The sequence below is a fragment of the Mahella australiensis 50-1 BON genome (assembly GCF_000213255.1).
Lineage (GTDB): Bacteria > Bacillota > Clostridia > Mahellales > Mahellaceae > Mahella > Mahella australiensis.
In genome coordinates this window covers 736,772-758,862 of the sequence record NC_015520.1, presented here as the reverse complement: position 1 = coordinate 758,862, position 22,091 = coordinate 736,772, and the positions used below count along the sequence as shown (strand labels likewise).

General features: G+C 42.3%; 20 protein-coding genes and 5 tRNA genes. 1 reads left to right on the top strand and 24 read right to left on the bottom strand.

Annotation, left to right across the window (positions count from 1 at the left end; all coding sequences use genetic code 11):
- Nucleotides 1–4: 4 nt before the first annotated feature.
- From hrcA to MAHAU_RS03415, 24 genes are all read right to left on the bottom strand, one after another.
- A complete protein-coding gene (hrcA, locus tag MAHAU_RS03530; protein ID WP_013780344.1) occupies nt 5–1,036 on the bottom strand; it encodes a heat-inducible transcriptional repressor HrcA in 1,032 nt (343 codons plus the stop codon).
- Between the two features lie 112 nt (nt 1,037–1,148).
- Nucleotides 1,149–2,288 (bottom strand): radical SAM family heme chaperone HemW, encoded by a 1,140-nt coding sequence (gene hemW, locus MAHAU_RS03525; protein ID WP_013780343.1) that lies wholly within the window; start codon nt 2,286–2,288, stop codon nt 1,149–1,151.
- Nucleotides 2,289–4,085 (bottom strand): translation elongation factor 4, encoded by a 1,797-nt coding sequence (gene lepA / locus MAHAU_RS03520; protein WP_013780342.1) that lies wholly within the window; start codon nt 4,083–4,085, stop codon nt 2,289–2,291.
- 7 nt (nt 4,086–4,092) lie between these two features.
- Complete coding sequence (gene yqeK / locus MAHAU_RS03515; protein ID WP_013780341.1) at nt 4,093–4,671, bottom strand: bis(5'-nucleosyl)-tetraphosphatase (symmetrical) YqeK; 579 nt, start codon at nt 4,669–4,671, stop codon at nt 4,093–4,095.
- Nucleotides 4,668–5,285 (bottom strand): nicotinate-nucleotide adenylyltransferase, encoded by a 618-nt coding sequence (gene nadD, locus MAHAU_RS03510; RefSeq protein WP_013780340.1) that lies wholly within the window; start codon nt 5,283–5,285, stop codon nt 4,668–4,670. The genes yqeK and nadD overlap by 4 nt, the downstream gene beginning before the upstream one ends.
- A 114-nt stretch (nt 5,286–5,399) precedes the next feature.
- Nucleotides 5,400–6,176, bottom strand: a complete 777-nt coding sequence (locus MAHAU_RS03505; protein WP_013780339.1) for a hypothetical protein — start codon at nt 6,174–6,176, stop codon at nt 5,400–5,402.
- A 69-nt stretch (nt 6,177–6,245) separates the two neighbouring features.
- Nucleotides 6,246–7,637: an MATE family efflux transporter gene (locus MAHAU_RS03500; protein ID WP_013780338.1), complete on the bottom strand. Its 1,392-nt coding sequence runs from the start codon at nt 7,635–7,637 to the stop codon at nt 6,246–6,248.
- Nucleotides 7,638–7,756: 119 nt separating this feature from the next.
- A tRNA-Arg gene (locus MAHAU_RS03495) sits at nt 7,757–7,832 on the bottom strand.
- A 57-nt stretch (nt 7,833–7,889) separates the two neighbouring features.
- Nucleotides 7,890–9,107 (bottom strand): aspartate kinase, encoded by a 1,218-nt coding sequence (locus MAHAU_RS03490; protein ID WP_013780337.1) that lies wholly within the window; start codon nt 9,105–9,107, stop codon nt 7,890–7,892.
- Nucleotides 9,098–10,021, bottom strand: a complete 924-nt coding sequence (gene thrB / locus MAHAU_RS03485; RefSeq protein WP_013780336.1) for a homoserine kinase — start codon at nt 10,019–10,021, stop codon at nt 9,098–9,100. Before thrB ends, MAHAU_RS03490 begins: the two co-directional genes overlap by 10 nt.
- Nucleotides 10,022–10,045: 24 nt before the next feature.
- Nucleotides 10,046–11,098: a threonine synthase gene (gene thrC, locus MAHAU_RS03480; RefSeq protein WP_041643818.1), complete on the bottom strand. Its 1,053-nt coding sequence runs from the start codon at nt 11,096–11,098 to the stop codon at nt 10,046–10,048.
- A 7-nt stretch (nt 11,099–11,105) separates the two neighbouring features.
- Nucleotides 11,106–12,359: a homoserine dehydrogenase gene (locus MAHAU_RS03475; protein ID WP_013780334.1), complete on the bottom strand. Its 1,254-nt coding sequence runs from the start codon at nt 12,357–12,359 to the stop codon at nt 11,106–11,108.
- Nucleotides 12,360–12,389: 30 nt separating this feature from the next.
- Entirely contained in the window at nt 12,390–12,833 is a 444-nt protein-coding gene (locus MAHAU_RS03470) for an ACT domain-containing protein (protein ID WP_041643816.1), read from the bottom strand.
- Between the two features lie 156 nt (nt 12,834–12,989).
- Nucleotides 12,990–13,211: a KOW motif-containing protein gene (locus MAHAU_RS14895; protein WP_049783334.1), complete on the bottom strand. Its 222-nt coding sequence runs from the start codon at nt 13,209–13,211 to the stop codon at nt 12,990–12,992.
- A 117-nt stretch (nt 13,212–13,328) separates the two neighbouring features.
- Nucleotides 13,329–13,535: a transcription termination/antitermination NusG family protein gene (locus MAHAU_RS14890; protein WP_049783333.1), complete on the bottom strand. Its 207-nt coding sequence runs from the start codon at nt 13,533–13,535 to the stop codon at nt 13,329–13,331.
- A 166-nt stretch (nt 13,536–13,701) separates the two neighbouring features.
- A complete protein-coding gene (locus tag MAHAU_RS03460) occupies nt 13,702–14,784 on the bottom strand; it encodes a glycoside hydrolase family 172 protein (protein ID WP_013780332.1) in 1,083 nt (360 codons plus the stop codon).
- Nucleotides 14,785–15,058: 274 nt separating this feature from the next.
- A complete protein-coding gene (locus MAHAU_RS03455) occupies nt 15,059–15,283 on the bottom strand; it encodes a hypothetical protein (protein ID WP_013780331.1) in 225 nt (74 codons plus the stop codon).
- Nucleotides 15,284–15,784: 501 nt separating this feature from the next.
- Complete coding sequence (locus MAHAU_RS03445; protein WP_013780329.1) at nt 15,785–16,030, bottom strand: hypothetical protein; 246 nt, start codon at nt 16,028–16,030, stop codon at nt 15,785–15,787.
- Nucleotides 16,031–16,211: 181 nt separating this feature from the next.
- Nucleotides 16,212–16,288 (bottom strand) — tRNA-Pro (locus MAHAU_RS03440).
- Between the two features lie 167 nt (nt 16,289–16,455).
- Nucleotides 16,456–18,114 carry a ribosomal protection-like ABC-F family protein gene (abc-f, locus tag MAHAU_RS03435; RefSeq protein WP_013780328.1) on the bottom strand — a complete coding sequence of 553 codons (1,659 nt, stop codon included), beginning with the start codon at nt 18,112–18,114 and terminating at the stop codon, nt 16,456–16,458.
- Nucleotides 18,115–18,649: 535 nt separating this feature from the next.
- Nucleotides 18,650–18,725 (bottom strand) — tRNA-Glu (locus MAHAU_RS03430).
- Between the two features lie 8 nt (nt 18,726–18,733).
- Nucleotides 18,734–18,807 (bottom strand) — tRNA-Gln (locus MAHAU_RS03425).
- Between the two features lie 50 nt (nt 18,808–18,857).
- The gene (gene gltX, locus MAHAU_RS03420) at nt 18,858–20,327 is read right to left on the bottom strand and encodes a glutamate--tRNA ligase (protein WP_013780327.1); all 1,470 of its coding nucleotides are present in this window, start codon (nt 20,325–20,327) and stop codon (nt 18,858–18,860) included.
- A 42-nt stretch (nt 20,328–20,369) separates the two neighbouring features.
- A tRNA-Val gene (locus MAHAU_RS03415) sits at nt 20,370–20,446 on the bottom strand.
- A 147-nt stretch (nt 20,447–20,593) separates the two neighbouring features.
- On the opposite strand from MAHAU_RS03415, the gene MAHAU_RS03410 reads away from it, so the two are divergent.
- Nucleotides 20,594–21,931: an ISNCY family transposase gene (locus tag MAHAU_RS03410; protein ID WP_013779793.1), complete on the top strand. Its 1,338-nt coding sequence runs from the start codon at nt 20,594–20,596 to the stop codon at nt 21,929–21,931.
- Nucleotides 21,932–22,091: the final 160 nt, after the last annotated feature.

Sequence of the window (22,091 nt, the reverse complement as noted above, 5' to 3'; positions counted from 1 at the left end):
CTTCCTATTGGCCTATTTTAGTGAGGATCTCACTCAATTTGTTCCTCAAAAATCTTACAGTAGACAACGCATGAGAATATTCCATGCGTTTGGGTCCCAATACACCTATAGTACCTATTATCTGATCGCCTAACCTATAAGTAGCTGTAATAACGCTATAATCCTGCAGTTCCTTATATGCATTCTCTGAGCCTATTATTATGCTCACATCGTTGTTCATGGTAGCGGCCAATAATTCTATCGGAACTTTCTTATCCTCCAATATATCCAGAAAGGCTCGCGCCTTTATCAAATCGTTATATTCGGGAAAATTAAAGATATTATTGGTCCCTTCCATATATAAATCACGTTCCTGCGATGCTAAAAGGCTGTTTATGATACTATCCAGTATCATGTTAAACATGTGCCTATCGCGCATCAATTCATTTTCCAGATCGTCGAGCATGTCAGCGCTCAGTTCGCTAGGCATATGGCCATTAACCCTGTCGGATATGGCGGCTGATATCCTGTGCAGCATATTATCGTCTACACCATCGGGTATAGCTATAAAGCTGTCTTTTACTATACCGGCAGTAGTAACTATAACTATAAGAGCCACATTAGCGCTTATAGGTACCAATTCTACGTGCTTTATTCTGACGCAGTTAAGCCTTGGCGCCAACACAAGCGACGTATAGTTGGTATTATCAGCCAATATCCTGGCTGTCTCCATAATTATTTGTTCTACAGCGCCTAAGCGCTGATTATAACGCGATTTTATGCTCTCGATCTCGGCTTTGGAAAGCGCCCTGGCACGCATCAAGCGATCCACATAAAATCTATAGCCTTTATCGGATGGTACCCTTCCGGCCGATGTATGCGGCTGCTCCAAGTATCCCATTTCCTCCAAATCCGACATTTCGTTACGTATAGTAGCCGAGCTCAAGCCTAAGCCATGCTTTCTGGCAATGGTGCGTGAACCAACAGGCTCCCCGGTCATAATATAATCTTCCACTATAGCCTGCAAAATCATCAATTTGCGCTCATTTAATTCCATTTTCACTCCCCCATTTGCCAAAATACAAAATACTGCTGATCATTAGCACTCACCGCAATAGAGTGCTAATCTATAAATAAAGATAACACTTCCTAAAATTTTTGTCAATATTCTATGGCAAAAATTCCACCAGCACGCTGTTCAGCACGTCCACACCTTTATCGCTAACCTTTACAGCGCTTTCATCATTGTGCATCAACCCCATGGCAGACAATTTATCTATAACATGACCATATCGCTGATACAACCGTATTCCAAACCGCTCTTCAAAGAGCTTCTTATCAACTCCTTCACTCGTCCTAAGCCCCAGCATCATCGTTTCAAACATTTCAGTATCACGATCTATATATTCTTCAAAAGCTATAGGAATATTATCGTCCAATATGGTATCTATATATGATTGCAAGCCGGACACATTGGCCCATCTTATATGGTCTAAATGTGAATGGGCAGCGCAACCAAGACCAACATAAGGGCCATTGTGCCAATAATTCAGGTTGTGCCTGCATCTGAAACCTGGTTTTGCAAAATTAGAAACCTCATAACGTTCATAACCTTCACTCCGCAATAACGCGGTAGCCGTTTTATACATAAGCCTGTCGGTATTCTCATCCAGTGGCTTTATATCGCCGCCGACCACCATTTTATGCATCGGCGTACCTTCCTCTATCTGAAGGTCATAGCACGAAATATGTTCAGGACCCAGCGATACCACAGCTTGCAATGTACGTATCCATTGGCCTATGGTTTGCTGCGGCAAACCGAACATGAGATCCACATTGATATTATCGAATCCGACTTCCCTTGCTTCATTATAGGAATTCACGAATTCAGCGGATGTGTGAATACGCCCTATAGCCTTTAATAGCTCGTCTTGCCACGCTTGAAGACCTATGCTAAGGCGATTGATTCCTATAGACTTATAATCCGTCAGATTTTTAACACTCACTGTACCGGGGTTTATCTCGATGGTCACCTCGGCATTTTGATCTACATGAAAGTTTTTATACACCTCATCTATTATCGCATTTATAACAGTCGTATCGACTATGCTAGGTGTGCCACCGCCTATAAATAGGGTGGATATATGTTTATTACCGATTATATTGGCGCGCATACCCATTTCCTTTATTATCGCGTCCTTGTACACGTATTGTTTATCCAATACACCCGCGTATGATGTAAAGTCGCAATATAAGCATTTCTTAGCACAAAACGGTACATGGATATATAATCCTATCGAGTCAGCCAATCAATCCACCTTCAATACAGCCATAAAGGCCTCCTGAGGTAATTCAACCGATCCCACCTGGCGCATACGTTTCTTGCCCTCTTTCTGTTTTTCCAACAGCTTGCGCTTCCTCGTAACATCGCCGCCGTAGCATTTGGCCAACACGTCTTTGCGCAATGCGCTGACCGTTTCCCGGGCAATGATCTTTTGACCTATAGCCGCCTGTATGGGTATCTCAAAAAGCTGGCGCGGTATAACCTCCTTGAGCTTTTCGGCTATCGCCCTTCCTCTTGCATACGCTTTATCTCGATGGACAATGGTGGACAAAGCGTCGACCACTTCGCCGTTCAGCAATATATCGAGCTTCACAAGATCAGCTTCTTTATAACCCTTGAGCTCATAATCCAGCGACGCATATCCTCTGGTCCTTGATTTCAATGCGTCGAAGAAATTGAATATGATCTCGTTAAGCGGAAGTTCGTATCTGAGCATCACTCTCTTTTCATCTAAATATGACATATCCTTAAATACGCCGCGCCGTTCCTGACATAGTTCCATAATAGCGCCCACATAATCCGACGGCGTCATTATCTGCGCTTCCACTACAGGTTCTTCTATGTGATCGATTTCGGTTGTAGGCGGCATATTGGTGGGATTATCCAGCATCATCTCGCTCCCATCAGTCTTTACAATCCTGTATATGACGCTGGGAGCCGTGGTAACCAAGTCCATATCATACTCGCGCTCCAGCCGCTCTTGTACTATCTCCATATGCAACAGACCCAAAAAGCCGCACCTGAAACCAAAACCCAACGCCGCTGAATTTTCCGGTTCAAACACCAAGGCAGCATCATTTAACTGAAGTTTTTCCAGCGCATCGCGAAGGTCCTCGTAATGCGCGCCATCGGCAGGATATATACCGCAATATACCATAGGCGTAACCTTCTTATAGCCGGGCAATGGTTTGTCAGCAGGATGGTCCGCATCGGTTATAGTATCTCCAACGCGCGTATCTCTAACATCTTTCATGCTAGCTGCTACATAACCTACCTCACCCACAGATAAGCGCTCGATGGGCTGCAGGCGCGGAGCAAATACACCCACCTCAGTAACATCGAACGTCATACCAGACGACATCATCTTTATGGTCATGCCGGGCTGTATATAACCATCCTTCACCCTTACATAAGCCACAGCACCTTTATAAGGGTCATAATACGAATCGAATATAAGAGCCTTCAGCGGTGCGCTCTCATTCCCCGTAGGCGGCGGTATGCGCTGCACTATCTGCTCCAACACCTCTTCTATGCCTGTGCCCATCTTTGCCGATATGAGCGGCGCATCCGCGGCATCCAGCCCAAGGACTTCTTCTATCTCACGGCGCACCATATCCGGATCAGCGCTGGGTAGGTCTATCTTATTTATAACCGGTATTATCTCAAGGTCATGTTCCATTGCCAGATATACATTGGCTAATGTCTGAGCTTCTATGCCCTGCGTAGCATCAACCACCAATACAGCCCCTTCGCATGCTGCAAGGCTGCGGGATACCTCATATGTGAAGTCTACATGCCCCGGCGTATCTATAAGATTAAGCTGATAAATATTGCCGTCCTTTGCTCTATACGCCAGCCGTACGGCCTGGGCTTTTATAGTTATGCCGCGCTCGCGTTCTATTTCCATTGTATCCAGTAGCTGAGCCTGCATATCGCGCTGGGCCACCGCCCCGGTTCTTTCTATCAACCGATCGGCCAGCGTGGACTTGCCATGATCTATATGGGCTATTATGCAGAAATTCCTTATAAATCTTTTATCTATATCTAGGTCACTCCTTTGAACTCAAATGCATTATAAAATCGTTTCTAGCAAATATCGTATTCGGATGCAATAAGCGCTTACGAGATATAACGCGCATTATAGTATTATCGAACGCCATAAGTAATGCCTGGTCTAAATCCCGCTCGGAAATCTCGCGCAGCTCATTCACACCAGGGAAATCCCGATTGGGTTCTATATAATCAGCAAGGTAAACTATTTGCTCCAGTAACCCCATACCCGGCCTGCCTGTGGTATGATAACGTATAGCGTTCAATACCTCTTCATCATTTATATCAAACATATCGTGCGCTATGTGCGCTCCGAGCGGCCCATGTATAAGCGCTGGTTCATGGCTGCTCACATCATCCAACTCCATATCATATTTTATCATCAATGCCTTCATTTGCTGATAATTCAAATCTTTAGCACAATCATGTACCAATCCGGCCAAAGCAGCTTTATCGCGATCCGCTGCATATATATTTGCCAGGTGTACAGCAGCCTCACGTACGCCCAATGAATGCTCAAACCTGCAAGGCGTTAACATCTCTTTGAGCTTTTGCTCTATATATTCCAGTTCCATCATACATCTCGATTAACATAAAGATTGCATTTTTTTATATAATATTCCACCGATTCCGGCAATAAATATTTTATCGGACGCCCTTCGCGCGTCCGTTGTCTTATATCGGTAGAAGATATAGCCAGCGACGGAACCTCCACCGAATAAACCTCTTTACCGTATCGCGATGTTATATGTTCCAATTGATCCCTTATATCATTATTACTGAAACCTGGCCGCGTCGCAGCTATAAACTCGCAAAGCCCAAGCAATTGTTCGGCATCTTTCCACGTCAATATCTCAAATATAGCATCAGCGCCTGTAATAAAATAAAACTCATATTCATCGCCATATTCGGCCTTAAACTGCTTTATGGTATCTATGGTATAAGTCGGCCCCTGCCGATCTATTTCCATGCGTGATACCTCAAAAAAGGGATTAGGAGCTGTAGCCAGAAACGTCATCAAATATCTGTGTTCCTGGTCGGATACATGCCGTTCTATCTTGTGAGGCGGATGACCAGACGGCACAAATATCACTTTTTCTAAATTGAATTTATCCCGAATTTCTTCAGCCGTAACCAAATGGCCATAATGTATGGGGTCGAAAGTGCCACCCATCAGCCCTATTCTATGCATCTGTTTATAAACTCCTCTGATCGCTATAAATAAAGCGGCAGAAGCTGCCGCTCATATTAGAGATTATACTATATGTGATGGCCTTTTACAATACCCGCTCCAAACCATAATATTCTAATCGGCTATGGAGTAGCTTATGGGGAAACTCTGTTCCGCATCTATATAAAGTTTTTCAAAAAATATGACGCCTATACCCTCTTTGATCTTGCGTTTTTCATAATAATCGCTGTTTTGACCATCGTATAAAATCGTATAGACCTTCTTACCATCCGTATCTACTGTTACGTCTTCTATCTGGCACTCCAGAGTGGCCTGATTACCCAGCTTATCTGTCACCTGTTGCGTCCACGACGTACCTGCTGCCAATGGCGTCCTTATAAGCTCTATCTCGTCAAAGTTCGAGTCCATCATAACTTGCTCTTGCTTCTGTTGAATCAAACGAGTTGGTTCTACAATATACGTTATAGTCAATGAAAAATCCTTATCAGATTCGCCGTCCGACATGTCTGCCACTTCACCGGTTATATTGTATATAATACGGTTCTGGTCGTGCTGTATAGAATCCAACGTCATCGTGTGGGCATATTCGACAAAACCAAAATACTGCCACTTATATCCTGTTTGACTGGGCAAAAGCCCTGTTATGATCGGTATATTTAATCCCGGATCAGCTTGTGCGTTGGACGCCTCGTCTGATACCTCACCTTTGTCATCCTCATTCCCTTCGTTTTCAACAGGCTGTTGCGATAACCCAGACCCTTCTTCTGCAGATTCTTCATTTTTGACGTTTTCAATATCCCCTGCACCGTTCAATCCGCTATTCTGGCATCCTACAGCTATAAACTGAAACACAAGTACGGTAACTATCGCCAAACCCAACCAACGTCTCACAATCGTCCCTTCTTTCTGCAACAGCAAATTCTATATATATTATAACATCTTTTATTTATCTATTAAACTTTACGCTATATTTTCTATAATCCTTTTGTCTTTCCACTTGCCTTTCCTATAAAAGATCGTTGTAATAACTGCACCTGCCACCCATGCAATGACAAGCGATATAAAAAGTGATTCAGGTCTTCCCACAGGATAAGCTTCATTCCTTGTGAAATAAGCAATCCCATAAGCAAGCGGCAATCGCAGAACAATCGTAGTAATAAGCGAGAGCCACATCGGCGTCATAGTATCACCGGCACCGCGCATCACACCCGATAAGCTCTGAGTCACCGCCACCGCAACGTAACCTATCGCGAGAATGCGCATCATATGCATGCTAAGATCCACCAGTTCAACCGTATCAGTAAATAGATACATGAGGTGTTTACCGAATATTAGAATAATAACAGTTATAGCAGCAGAAACTCCTACCGCTATTTTTGTGCCGTCTCGAACACCTTCTTCCACCCTGTCCATTCTGTTGGCCCCTATGTTCTGACCGACAAATGTAGTCATCGCATTGCCAAAGGTAAAATTAGGCATCATAGCAAATCCATCCACACGCATGACAATAACATTGCATGCAATCACCATTTCTCCGAAACTATTGGTCAACGACTGCACAACAATCATTGCCAAAGAAAATATAGCCTGGGTCAATCCAGACGGTAAACCAAGGTTTATAAGCTTAACGGTATATTGCTTTAGAGGCTTTAACATTTCAAAATTTAGATCAAAGAACTCATTCATTTGCATTAGCTTCCTAAAACATAAGATGGCCGATATGCTCTGAGCTATTATAGTTGCCAATGCCACCCCTCCGACGCCCATATTAAGGCCCGCAACAAACCATATGTCTAACAATACATTAATAGCAGTAGAAACCAAAAGAAATACGAGTGCCGAAACAGAGTCCCCTAATCCGCGTAAAATGCCAGATAATATATTAAAGTAAGAGAAACCCGCTATACCGACAAAGAAGATTATAAGATACTCGCTGCTCCAGTTTAATATTGTCTCCGGCGTATTGAGAAGCATGAGCATAGGCCGAGTAATCAGCGGCCCTATAATCATAATTATCAACGACATTATAGCAGTGAGTGTAATGGATACACCAATTGAACGAGAGAGCCCTTCCCGATATTTTGCTCCAAAATATTGTGCAACCATTATCCCCGAACCCGTCGCGATGCCTACAAAAAATACAAGCAAAAGATTTAATACTGGGAAAGCGCTTCCTACTGCCGCAAGCGCATTATCGCCAATATATTTTCCAACAACGATAGAATCAACCGTGTTATAAAGTTGCTGAGCTATATTGCCTATCAACATCGGTATGGCGAACTCCACAATTCTCTTCCAAGGTCTCCCTTGAGTCATATCCTTCGGGGCAAGAATCTCTCTAAACTTTGCCATAAAGCCCTCCAATTATTTTCTATGTAATTTGTTTTCTGATCTCATTATTTTAGTCAAAGCATAAACAGTAAAAAACGGCTTGTAGATCAGCTACAAACCGCTATTTTAAGCTTTATTTTTGGTGTGCCTGATAGGAGTCGAACCTACGGCCTTCTGGTCCGGAGCCAGACGCTCTATCCACTGAGCTACAGGCACACTACTTACACCGACTACTATATTATAAGCCCAATTACACGATCGGTCAAGGCAAGGTCAAGCAACAGAATCCAACCGAAATTTTTTGTGAACTGCTTTCACCGCTCTTTCTATATCTTCTTTGGGTATCAAACAGGATATCTTTATTTCCGACGTGCTTATCATTTCTATATTTATACCTTCTTCAGCCAATGCTTCGAACATAAGGGACGCTATCCCGGGATTATTGGCCATACCAGCACCTACCACGGATATCTTGGCTATATCCTCTGCATACTTAACATCAGTAGCACCGAGCTCATCCAATAGGCCCTTTATAATATCTACAGCTTGCTTCAAATTTGACTTACTCACCGTGAACGATATATCTTTTGTACCACCACGCCCTATGCTCTGCAATATTATATCCACGTTTATCCCTTGGTCAGCCAGTGCTTTAAAAAGCTTATGCGCCATACCAGGTTTATCAGCTACCCCTATAACCGCTATACGGGCTATATCAACATCATGGGCTACGCCCTTGATTACCATCTTTTCCACAATTGATTCCTCCCTTACATATGTGCCATCATTACTATTAAAGCTGCATTTTACAACTAAAGGAACGTTAAAATTCTTGGCCAGCTCTACCGAGCGGTTGTGCAATACCTTTGCTCCAAGGCTAGCCATTTCCAACATCTCATCATATGATATATCAGCCAGCTTACGGGCCTCTGGTACTAAACGAGGGTCAGCAGTATATACCCCATCCACATCGGTGTATATTTCACACATATCAGCGTTTAGAGCTGCAGCTAATGCTACTGCAGTAGTATCTGAACCACCCCTACCAAGGGTGGTTATATCGTCATTATCATCCATGCCCTGAAAACCGGCTACTATCACTATCTTGCCACCGTCTAGCTCCTTGCGTATACGGCTGCCATCTATGGCCTCTATTCGGGCATTGGTGTGCAAATTACTGGTTTTTATGCCCACCTGCTGGCCTGTCAGCGAGATAACTGGTAATCCTAAGGCTTCTATAGCCATCGCTAGCAACGCTATAGATATCTGTTCACCGGTAGAAAGCAACATGTCTAATTCGCGCTTGGATGGATTAGAATTTATTTCCATGGCCATATCCATTAAGTGATCTGTAGTATCGCCTTGTGCTGAGACCACTACCACTATATCGTTTCCGGCCTCCTTAGCAGCTTTTATCCTTCCGGCCACATTCATTAAACGCTCGGCATTGGCCACTGATGAACCACCATATTTTTGAACTATTAACGACAAACTATCTCTCCTTTCCCTTGTGCAAGCAATTCTACGCCATAACGGCAAACATCCATTACATATACATCCCAATGCTGTTCAAAAGCAGCTAAAAATTTATCCATTTCTGTTCGTATCTTATCATAGTCCTTATCCATTATTGCTATCAAAGTGGGCCCGGCGCCGCTCAAGAAAGTACCTTTTGTTCCTAGTTCTGCCATTTTGGACATTATCTCATTCCAGTGAGGTATGAGGCCCTTTCGGTAAGGTTGATGCAACCTGTCATCTACAGCTGCCGGCAAATTATCCAACCGGCCCGTTATAAGCGATGCCGTCAGCAAAGCTGCTCGGCTTATATTAAATACCGCATCCTGCAACGGCACATTCTGAGGCAATATGGCGCGTGCCTTCGAGGTGGGCAACTGAAAGTCGGGTACCATAACCAGCAGCTTTATACAATCTGGCAGGTCTATGCGCACATACTTGACTTCTCCCTCTACTATACATGCCACTGTCATGCCTCCTATAAGCGCAGGCAGTACATTGTCCGGATGACCGTCCATTTTAGCCGCCAAATATATTATATCATTTTTATTCAGCGGGCATCCTATTAATTCATTTGCAGCAACCAAACCTCCGGCTATACATGCTGCGCTACTACCCAAACCGCGCGTGATGGGTATATTGTTTATAAGATTGATATGCAGGCCTTTAGGTCGATATCCCACCTCATCGAACAAGCGCTTCATCGATATGAAGACTAAATTTCGTTCATCGGTTTCTATATATCCCCTATCCGATTCTGGTATAGTTATTTTAAGGCCACTTTCTATTTCCTCTGCTTCTATTATATTATATAAATCCAAAGCTATACCCAAACAATCGAATCCGGCTCCCATATTCGCACTTGTAGCCGGCACTTTTACTCTAATCATTAAGCCAGTCCTTTCAGAAATCATTTAAGCGAGCAGTTCTCGTTCCAATACCTTTAAATCAGCTGGCCATACTTTAGGCTGACCGCCTAAGCTTATAGCAGTATCTGGATCTTTTAAACCGTTGCCCGTCAAAATACAGACAACGCGCTGACCTCTCTTGAAAAATCCACGGCGTGATAATTTTATAACACCTGCCACAGAAGCGCATGATGCAGGCTCTGCAAATACGCCTTCGGCACTCGCCAGTAGCTTATAAGCTTCAAGTATCTCATCGTCGGTTACTTTATCTATATGGCCCTCGGATTCCGTTATAGCATTGCTTGCTCCCTTCCAACTAGCCGGATTACCTATACGTATAGCCGTTGCAATGGTCTCTGGATGCTCTATTACCCTATTCTCCACTATAGGCGCTGCACCGGCCGCTTGAAAACCCAACATTTTAGGAAGCACACTTATAACTCCGCCTTCATAATATTGTTTAAATCCCTTCCAATAAGCTGTTATATTGCCGGCATTGCCAACCGGTATTGCCAAATAGGCCGGTGCCCCCTCGAGTTGGTCACATACCTCGAATGCCCCCGTCTTTTGGCCTTCTATGCGGAACGGGTTTATGGAATTTACAAGCGTTATGGGATGTGATGAAGTTATTTCTCTTACCAGCTGCAATGCTTGGTCGAAATTACCGTCTATAGCCACTATTTCCGCACCATATGCCATTGCTTGAGCTAATTTGCCCAATGCTATTTTATTATTGGGTATAAGCACTATGCAGCGCATACCAGCCCTGGCCGCATAAGCAGCTGCAGATGCCGACGTATTGCCGGTAGAGGCGCACATAACGGTATTAGACCCTTCTTCTGCAGCTTTGGATATAGCCATAGTCATTCCCCTATCTTTAAATGAACCGGTAGGATTTAATCCCTCATATTTCAGATAAAGCTCTATGCCACCCAATTCTTTCTCTATATTATGCGCCTTTATAAGCGGCGTATCGCCTTCATTCAGTGTTATAACCGGCGTAGCATCGTTTACCGGCAAATAATCTCTGTATCTATCTATAAGTCCTTTCCACATAATCGGCCTCCTATAAATTGTCTTCTACTCGTATACGGTTTATAACAGCGCTGACAGCATCATTGTCGCTTAATATAGCCATCTTGTCGTTAAGCATGGATTCAGGTTCTTCATCGGATATAAAGCCAAATTCATCCTTTACTATGGGGTCATTGCAAAATACCAAGTTTACATCTCCGAATAATTCTCTCACAGCGTTTACAGCATCCGACCTATCTTTATATGCCGCCCTTATGAAATACCGGCTTTTAACGTCATTTATATCCATAACAGGGTAACCTTCGCTGTCCGCCCATACCTCTTTTTTGCGCGTTTTCAAGTGCTTAACCGCATCTATCACATCAGCCACTACCGCACTGGCCGTTGGCAATTTACCTGCACCCATGCCGTAGAACATTACATCCCCTATAACATCTCCGCGCACCAATATAGCGTTAAAAGCATCATCTACGGTGGCCAGAGGACTGCTCTTGGGGATCATAAGTGGCGATACCCTGGCCATGAGCTTATCTCCCATATCCTTGCACATTGCTATCAACTTTATAGCATAGTCCATTTCATCGGCATAGATCATGTCCAACCGCGTTATAGTAGATATGCCTTCCGTATACACATCTCTGTAACTAACCGCTCTATTAAACGCTATAGAAGCAAGTATGGCTATTTTACGAGCAGCATCATAACCATCGATATCATTTGATGGATCGCTTTCGGCATATCCTTTTTCTTGAGCATCCTTTAAAGCCTGCTCAAACGTTTTACCATGCAAGCGCATCTGCGTCAATATATAATTGGTAGTACCGTTTAATATGCCGATGATCTCGGATATTTCATTAGCTGCCAGGCACTGATTAAGAGGACGTATTATCGGTATGCCGCCGCCTACACTAGCCTCAAAAAAGAAATTCACATCGCGGTCCCTAGCCAACCGAAGCAACTCTGCGCCATGTTCAGCCACAAGTTCCTTGTTGGATGTTACCACATGCTTGCCGCTGCTGAGCGCGCGTTTAACATAGGTGTATGCCGGCTCAACACCGCCCATTACTTCTACAATAACCTGTATCTCATCATCGTTTAATATCTCTTCGGCATCAGTGGTAAAAAGATCGCTATACGGTAGATCTGGAAACGACCTTCTATCCAATATTTTCTTCAATATTATGCTCTCGCCAGCCTTCTTTTCTATACTATCTTTATTTTTGCGTAGCACTTCTACTACGCCTGACCCAACTGTTCCATGTCCCATTACGGCCACATATGCCATATACATTACCTCTCTTTGACCCTAAGTAATTTATTCTTCTGCTAACAGCTCTATTTTCTCAACACCATGAAGTCCTTCCAGCTCTGAAATAAGCCTATCGCTCTCGGCTTTAAGCTGTTTAGTATCCACAGCCATAGTTACGTTGGCTATACCATGTATAGGTATATTTTGATTTATGGTAAGCACATTGGCCCCCATTTTCGCTATAACATTGAGTACGTTTGACAAAACGCCGGGCGTATGATCCAACGTCAATGCTATAGTTATTATCTTACCTCGGCTACCCTCAGTAAATTGGAAAACAGCATCTTTATATTTATAGAACGCACTGCGGCTTATACCCACACTATTAACGGCTTCATTTATGGTTTTGGCTTTACCGCTTTGCAGCAATTTTTTAGCTTCTACCACATCTGTGAAAACTTTGGGCAATACAGCGCTATCTACCAAAAAGTATATGTTTTTCTCCACCATTTTGCAGCACCCCTTTGTACGCATTCGGAGTACAAATGTACTTGTAGTGTGTATTATATCATATCCGTTTTTGCGCTGCCAATCTCCTTCTACGGTCATAATATGTGATTAGGTCTTGATTGCTAATACTAGCTCGATATAGCTCGCCTAATCGCACTATACCAGCCCTATTATATTGAGCCCTAGGTCAACCAGGCGTTCATATCCCATTATATTCATCCTCACTTTAGCCCTTCCTTTGCGTTTATCAACGCTTACTATGATGCCTTCATATCCTTTAAGTGGACCATTTAAGACAATTATGCGTCCATCTGTCAAGGAACAGGTAGAAAGGCCTATAATCTCAGACGCTTTGGTTAATGCCAACAGCGGTTGCATTTCATGAGGTGCTACAGATATGGGATATGTATTATCTTTTAGCAGCTTTATAACTCCCGGAATCCGCTTTATATTAAAATAAATATCGTCGATAACAGAGGTATGGATAAATACATATCATGGGAATAACGTACGCACCCTCTCATGTACTTTACCGCCTTTGCGCTCTATGAGTATACGCCGCGGTAATAAAGGCTTTATCGTTTCCGATCCAAAGCTGTACTCCAACCTCTTGCGTACATTATCTTCCTGACCGGTCATTACAAATAACACATACCAATTATTTAAAGATATTTCGTTCTTTGCATACGATTCGCTCTCCATACTCTGCACTCCCAGTCAAATATCTTTTGCTTATATTATAGCATGAAAAAGCGAGTTTTACAGTAGTTTCTGCCGGCTTGATAACTGATTAGCCTCGCCTATGCGCAACGGTACCTGAATAGTCACGAAATGGATTACATAGTTAATAGAACTATTAAGCCTATTATTATATTATCTCTAAATAATCTTTATCGGGCAGCGACGGGAACGGAACAGTAGGTAGAGTCTGGTACCAGTAAGCTACCGAAGCCATGTCGTCCTGAAGCGGTAGATATCTTCCGCCAGACCTCCAGCCTAATGCTTGAATAGTGACGCGTAAGTCTTGATTGAAACGTATGGGATCTGTTATATGCCACCGATATAGGCTAAATCGCGTCTGCGATGAATACAAGCCGTCCGGTCGTATAACCTGAGCCAGCCCCGAATACGGTGTTATAAACTCTCTGTATCCCCCATTTTCCTTGCCCACATCGAAATTGTAGGAGCCGCAAAAGTAATCCTCTGTACCTGTACCGCATATTGTGGGAAATTCTTTATCTCCATCCATATAGAACTTAATCTCGCCTTCTCCCCACCATCCGGTATTGTTTACTCCCCATGCCATATATGTACCTACGTACTGTCCCTTACCGATAACACCATCTAAAATGGTATACACTTGCTTATAAGGGAGGGGGTTAACTCTTCTGAACTGAGCATGAAAGTAAGCACTATCATCGGGCACATCGGCAAGCGCATAATCTATCTGGTAATAGACCATCGTATCTTCTTCATCTATATTGGTTATAGTTATTTTACAATGCTTGCGAAACGGCATAACCCAGTAGCAGTTAAAAGCGCTTCCAGGATTCACGCATACTGCCAGCGATGAAATTTGGGCATATTTATTCCATCCGCATGCAAAAAAATCTCCCACAGGACATTCAACAGACGGAATATCTTGATCATCCCAATAAATCCTTAATATGCTAAATCTCCACTGACCTGTGACCGTCATCCATATATGTTGTATAGCTCCAGGCCCTCCTATATCGGCCAGCAAAAACGTTTCACCTGGTCCTATCTTAATAGAGGGAGATATTTTCCAGCCTCGGCCTAAATCTCTGGCGGCGTTTATCCCAGTACCGTCAAACGCCATACCTCCTTTGCCTTTTTCTCCCGTAAAATTTTCCGGGCTTATTGAACGAGTTTTTGCATCTGAAAGCTTATATAAATTACCTAGATCCGTTCCTAATTCATTAAAATCCATTATATTCTCCCGGCCAAAAAACACAATACCTAACTCATAATATCGGTTTTGCGCAGCCCCGGGATTCTACTCCTTTCATTTATATTAGCTACGTTAGCAAAATGTTTGCAAATACCTACAAACATTACTTGCTTAGCTCAAATATATTATATATGAACGTGGGTTTGCATGCAATTTTTTAAAAACGATCTTATTTTAGGTAGTTCATATAAAAATAAAACTATATATCGATCATAAAGCTATGCAAATTGTACGGATTTGATATCTTAAAGGCTTAGGTAAATCTCTCAACACTTTTTCTAATTTCTTCTTCTCTTTTTTTGACTTTACCGTACAGGCTATCTTCTCCAATATCAAGCAATCTATTAATAAGCTCTGCTCTGTATTCAAGAAGCTGGTCGTTAATCAAATCGGATTCTAAAACAGTTAATATATCGGCCACTTGACTTCTGTTCTCTCTATGTCGTAGTAAAGCGTCAAGTTCATATCCAAACAGCATTTCAGTTCACCCCACACTAACGTTACTTTAAGCATCACCATATATAAACTTTACGCGTTCTAGGGAATCTTTACTTTTCGGAGCAAATAATACACCATTGTCACCATCATATGGCTTCCTATGGTCATAATATTCCAGAAATATAGCATATGGAATGCCGTTAGGGAACGTCTTGCACGTGTTTTCACTTTTTATAAAGTGTTTACAGTCATAGCACATAGGTGCAGGTCCTATAGTCGTATTAATCCCAGCCCTTCTCTCAGTTTGATGACGGTCTATTTATATATCTCGCTCCAATGCTGTTATACCATCTCTCAAGCTCATTGTCAACGCTAGGACTTTGACACTAAGGTTTCTCCCAAATAATTTCATCTATTTGTTCGTCTATCACTGTAGCTATTTCACCTTCTTGCTCAGATAACTCTATATCATAACCTCTCACTGGCTTATCCTTGCTACAAGTGGAGAAGCTTTCTGGTAATCCATTGATAATAGCTTTAATTATCGGACTAATATTTTTACTTCTAATATCACATTTTTAAGCGGTTTACCGTCCAGCTTAAAATTATTGATTAAGCCCTCTATTGTTTTGAACGTTTGGTCATCTCCGTTTGCTTCTCCGGCAACGTAGACACCATTTATAGGACATATAGAATATGCCCTGCCGTTATATTCAAATTTGATATCGTAAAAGCTTTTTAATTCTTCCACAAATTCACCGATGCTACTATATTTCGATATTATCACTCTCACCTCGTTTTGGTAGGCAACAAAAAAACCATCTACCTTTCGACTGAATGGCTTATAGTAGTGTGGTTGTATGATTTACGTATGTATTGTAGCCACCTGAACGGAAACCGACACCCAATGCGACCATATGGTTTTTTATACTTCGAATAAGTCTTGTAAACCGCTATCTAATGCAAAGTGGTCGGGATGACAGGATTCGAACCTGCGACCTCATGGTCCCGAACCATGCGCGCTACCAAGCTGCGCCACATCCCGATTATATAGAATCATATATCCGCCACCTATGCATTAGCATAGATGGCGGAACTTCTCAATCCTTTTATATTATACATGAACTTTTATTTACATTCAAGTACCTTACAATCATTTTTTATGGCACAAACATGAACACATGTGACCATGCAACGCCGGCGTGGTAACAGTTATAATGTTTTACCATCGAGATCCTTTAATTGCGAAACTATGCGTTTAAACTCAGCATCCAGTTGCTCGACATTATCGTTTTTCCCAGGCTTAGAAAGCTTCCCAGCTATCGATGCCAGCCTCATCCGCAATATCAACTCTTCCTCTTGACGCTTTATATTTCCCTCTGTGTTTTTGCTGGACATAGCTCGTTCCGATTCATTCAAGTACTCCGTATAATTGCCATCAAACATTTTAGCCGTCCCATTGTCGATAATAATTATTCTATCCGCTATGCTATCCACAAACCGCCTGTCATGTGATGTAAACAGCATTGTGCCTTCATACTCTTTGAGTACCGATTGCAATGCCTCCATTGAAAATAGATCCAGGTAATTAGTCGGTTCGTCTAATATGAGTAGGTTGGCATCGGACAAAAGCAATTTTGCGATTGATAATTTGACCCTTTCTCCGCCGCTTAATACAGCTACTTTTTTATATACATCATCTCTCTTAAATAATAACCGAGCTAAAATTGTCCTTGCCATCCATTGCGAACAACGGCTTCCTTTCATAACATTTTCTAAAATGGTCTGATTCGGATCCAACATTTCCATCTCTTGGCTAAAATATGCCATCTGCACTCCAGCAGCAACTTTTATCTTTGGATGTCCTGATATTATCATCTTTATGAGTGTAGTCTTACCCACGCCGTTCTTACCAATTAGAGCTGTTTTGGAACCATTAGCCACTTCAAAATTCAACTTATTGAATAATACTCGGTTCCCAAAATTCAAACTAATATCTTCTCCCTTGATAAGGATCTTGCTTCCTGGACGGCCAACAGGATTAAATTCTATTTTTATACTTTCCAATGCCCTAGGCTTATCTTTAATATCTAATTTTTCAAGACGTGTCTGCATAGCCTTAACTGATTTATGCAGCTTTTCCTGCGTCTCAGTTGCGTTTCTTTTATGCAATCGCGCTTCGGAATTGCCCATCCTTTTTGGAGCGTTTTTTATACTCCCTGCTTTATTGCTCAGAGCATTTATCGTTGTCTCAAGTTTTTTCTTTTCATTCACATACTGCTCATATTCGAATTCCTGTCTCTCCCTCTCGGCATCCTTCTGCTGTTTATAGCTACTATAATTACCCAAGTAACATTTTACTTTGCCATTTTCAATCTCTAGGATACTGTTGCATAGCTTATCGAGCAATTCACGGTCATGTGATATTAAAAGCAAAGCACCATTATATGCCATGAGTTTTTTCTCTATAAGCGATATGCCGTCTATATCCAGGTTAGATGTTGGCTCGTCGGCAAACAGCAGGCCAGCAGTTTTGTTCAGTTGATTGGCAATCTTTAATCTCGTTCGTTCTCCACCGCTCAAATAGCGGATGTCTTTATCTTTGATGCCAAATTCCTTCGCCATATAACCATCCGCCTTATCATCGGTTGTCCCGAATTGCTTTATATATGCTAAATCAGTAAAGCGTCTTACATTCCCCTCATCAGGAATTATATTACCAGTAAGTATTTCCATAAGCGTAGTCTTGCCTGCTCCGTTGAGTCCTACTATGCCTATCCTATCGCCATCGTATACTTTCAGATCATCAAATTCCAATATGAGCCTATCGCCATAGTATTTTTTAACATTTTGTGCATGTAGCAATAACATAAAAAACCTCCCTAATCTTATTCCAGAGAGGTTTGTCAACTTCGATTTCGGTTTGCAGCCATATAAAAGCCACATTGCGACAATACACTATTCTTATACGCAGGAGCGCTCCTTAGTATAAAGAATCATTCTGGCTGACTAGTACTATAAATTGTGGGGGCTTATATTCAACAAAAGCTCTTTTTGCGATATAAAGATACATGTAAACTAAAACCGAAAAACAACCAATCTGGAACACATAATATTGATATTTGCGTATAACGCACATGCGAAATACGTATAGATATAAGATTCAATATATATTCCAAATTAGTCATTCTTCATATTAAAAAGTACCTTTCCTTTCATATCCTTGTTTCTTATTATGCTTCTATGGCTACAATATTATTTTATAACGTTTGAAGCATTTATGTCAAGCCGATGGAATTATCATCTAAATGCCCGGCAATGGCATGTTTGCAAACTTATAGAAAAGCAAACGGCTTCCTTTTGCTAGCATATTTTTGCAAAAAGAAGCCGCTTACAGATAAACGAATGGTAGCCCTAAGGGGATTCGAACCCCTGTTACCGCCGTGAGAGGGCGGCGTCCTAGGCCGCTAGACCATAGGGCCATATTTTATGGCTGCGGGACTAGGATTCGAACCTAGACAGCATGATCCAGAGTCATGAGTGCTACCGTTACACAATCCCGCAACGCATCAGCAATTGTTATTTTAGCATAAGCCAATGCAAAATGCAATAGGCTATGCCAACTTTTTTATATATTCTATAGCGCGAGCCATGCGATCCAATGTTCTTTCCTTACCCAACAGTTCCATTATGTCGAAAAGCCCTGGCCCTACTGTGCGCCCTGATATAGCGAGCCTTGTGGGATGAATGATATCCGCTCCTTTTATACCAAGTTCGTCTATCAGCGCCCTATAGGCCGCTTCAGTAGAAGCCGCATCGAATTTATCCAGGCTTTGCAATACCAACCGACCTTTTTGCAGCAGTTCAGCTACTCCTTCTTTTAAAAAATATTTTTTCACGCCGGCAACATCAAACTCAAAATCGTTTGTCAAAAAGTATGAACAGGCATCAGCCAGTTCCACCAGTGTACGGGTTCTTTCTCTGACAGCAGCTACTACGCGCTTTAGATAATCGCGCATATCAGGCGATATTTGCTCTGGCAATAAGCCTTTTTGCCACATAAACGGTATAGATAGATCCACAAGGCGGTCTATGTCGATGGAACGTATATAATTGCCATTTAGCCACGTAAGTTTTTTGGTATCATATATGGCAGCATTCTTAGATACCTTGGCCAGATCAAACTGCTTTACGCATTCCTCCATGGATATCATTTCCTGACCGCCTTCCGGAGACCATCCTAATAATGCTAAATAATTTACTATAGCTTCAGGTAAATAGCCTTGATCGCGAAATTCTTCTACTGAAGTGGCACCGTGGCGTTTGCTCAATTTGCTTCTGTCCGGCGCCAGAATCATAGGAACGTGTGCAAACACCGGTGCATCATACCCTAACGCCTGGTATACCAGTAATTGCTTGGGTGTATTAGATAAATGTTCCTCCGCCCTTATAACATGGCTTATTTCCATAGCATGGTCGTCTACAGCGCATACGAAATTATACGTCGGCATACCGTCCGATTTTTGTATTATAAAATCATCCAGCAATGCATTGTCAAATGTAACGGTACCTCGTATCACATCCTCGACCACTGTCACCCCTTCAGAGGGCACTTTTAATCTTACTACCGGCTTGCGCCCCTGTTTCTGCAAAGACTGCTGCTCCCCAACGGCAAGATTGCGGCAGCGCCCGTCATAGCGCGACGCTTTACCCTCTTTTATAGCCTGCTGGCGTCGTTGCTCCAATTCTTCCTGAGTACAATAGCAGTAATAAGCTTTATCTTCGTCCAACAACCTTCGTATTTCTTTTGAATAAAGATCTAAACGCTGTGACTGAAAGTATGGACCATAATCCCCTCCCACATCAGGACCTTCATCCCAGTCTAAACCTAGCCATTTCATACTGCTTATTATCTGTTCTACCGAATCCGCCTTAAGGCGTCCTCTGTCGGTATCTTCTATACGCAATATAAACCTGCCGTTGTTATGGCGGGCAAACAACCAATTAAAAAGAGCAGTTCTGGCACCGCCTATATGTAAATATCCGGTAGGACTTGGTGCAAATCTCACTCGTATGTCAGTCAAGTTATTCTCTCCTCTAATCTCTGATAATAAAAAAAGAAGTATTGGTGGGATTAACAGGGATCGAACCTGTGACCTCCACGATGTCAACGTGGCGCTCTAACCAGCTGAGCTATAACCCCATATGATACTTCTCTCTCGTCTATTATTATACACTATTTTTATGATTTATCAAGTAGTAATTTCGTAATCTGTTATTATTCTATGATATTGTCATAGTAAAATTATTCTGCGATAATGTCATTATGAGGAGAGAGGAACAGTATTGTATGACAGAGAGCGAAATGCAAAAACTTGTTGTTATTAATAAAGTCATCGATGGGACGTTAACCGCAAGTGAAGCTGCGCAGGTTTTAGACCTCAGTGTTCGTCAAATATTTAGACTTAAGAAGGGGGTTAAAGAACAAGGTGCGTCTTTCGTTATTCATAAGAACAGAGGCCGTAAACCTGCTAATGCTTTAAGCGATGAGCTAGTAAACCATATCCTCACTTTGAGGAAGGAAAAGTATTTTGATACGAATTTCTCTCATTTTAGAGATTTGCTTGAGGATGATAAGGGTATTATTCTTAGTAATTCCTCGGTTTATAGAATCCTTGATAATGCCGGTATTCAAAGCCCTAGAAAGCATAGACGCCCTCGTAAGATTCATGCTAGAAGGGAACGTATGCCTCAGGCTGGCATGTTGGTGCAAATCGATTGCACCTCTTTTGAATGGATTCCTTCTGTAGGTAATATGGCTCTCCACGGTGCCATAGACGATGCCACCGGTCAGGTCCTCGCGCTCTATTTTACTGAAAACGAGTGCATGAATGGCTATTTTGAGCTCATGCGTACCATCATTGGCCAATACGGTATCCCTATATCTCTATATGCCGATAAGCATACTATATTTGCTTCTCCTAATAAGGGTAAAATCTCTATCGAGGAGCAGCTTGAGGGTAAAGTGGTAAATGAAACCCAGTTCCAAATGGCTATGAGTACATTGGGTATATCTATCATTAATGCCAGGTCCCCTCAGGCTAAGGGCCGCGTAGAGAGGCTATGGAATACTTTGCAGGATAGGCTCAGGGCAGAATTGAGGATTTATGGCATTGATTCTATGGAAAAGGCCAATGAGTTTTTGCCTAAGTTCCTGGAGAGATATAATAAAAGGTTCGCCATAGAGCCTCAAGATCCCGAGCCTGCTTTTAGAGAATTACCGCCGGATATCGACTTAGATAATATACTTTGTGTTAAGTTATCTAGAAAAGTTGATAATGGCGGCGTATTTTCTCTACACAGCCAATATTATCAAGTTGTATGTGATGATGGCAAAACCGTTGCACCTATCGTTCCTAGAGCTAAGATAACGGTTCTTACCAGCCCTAGGATAGGTATACGGGTGCAGTATGGCAATAATATATATGCTGTGAAAAAGCTCGATGAACCGCCTAAGAAAGCTCAGAAAGCTAATAAGGCAAGTTCATCGAGCACAGCTAAGCCTTATAAGCCTTCTCCCACTCATCCTTGGAAACAAGGTTGGCAGAAGGCGCCATCATATTGGTATGAGGAATCAGACAGAGAGATTTTAGAGGCTCTGTATAATTCCTCACGCGCCTGGCACTAGCCAGTATTAAGGCTTACAGCCTAATTATATAATAGCTGCGAAATGAACGTGCGTCAAGGGCAAGCGGAGCTTGTTTATTTTACCCTTGACGCACGGGAATGGAGCAGCTAGAATTTAGCAAAGCAGTAAGCCTTAAGATAGTATTATCTTTTTTGCTCAT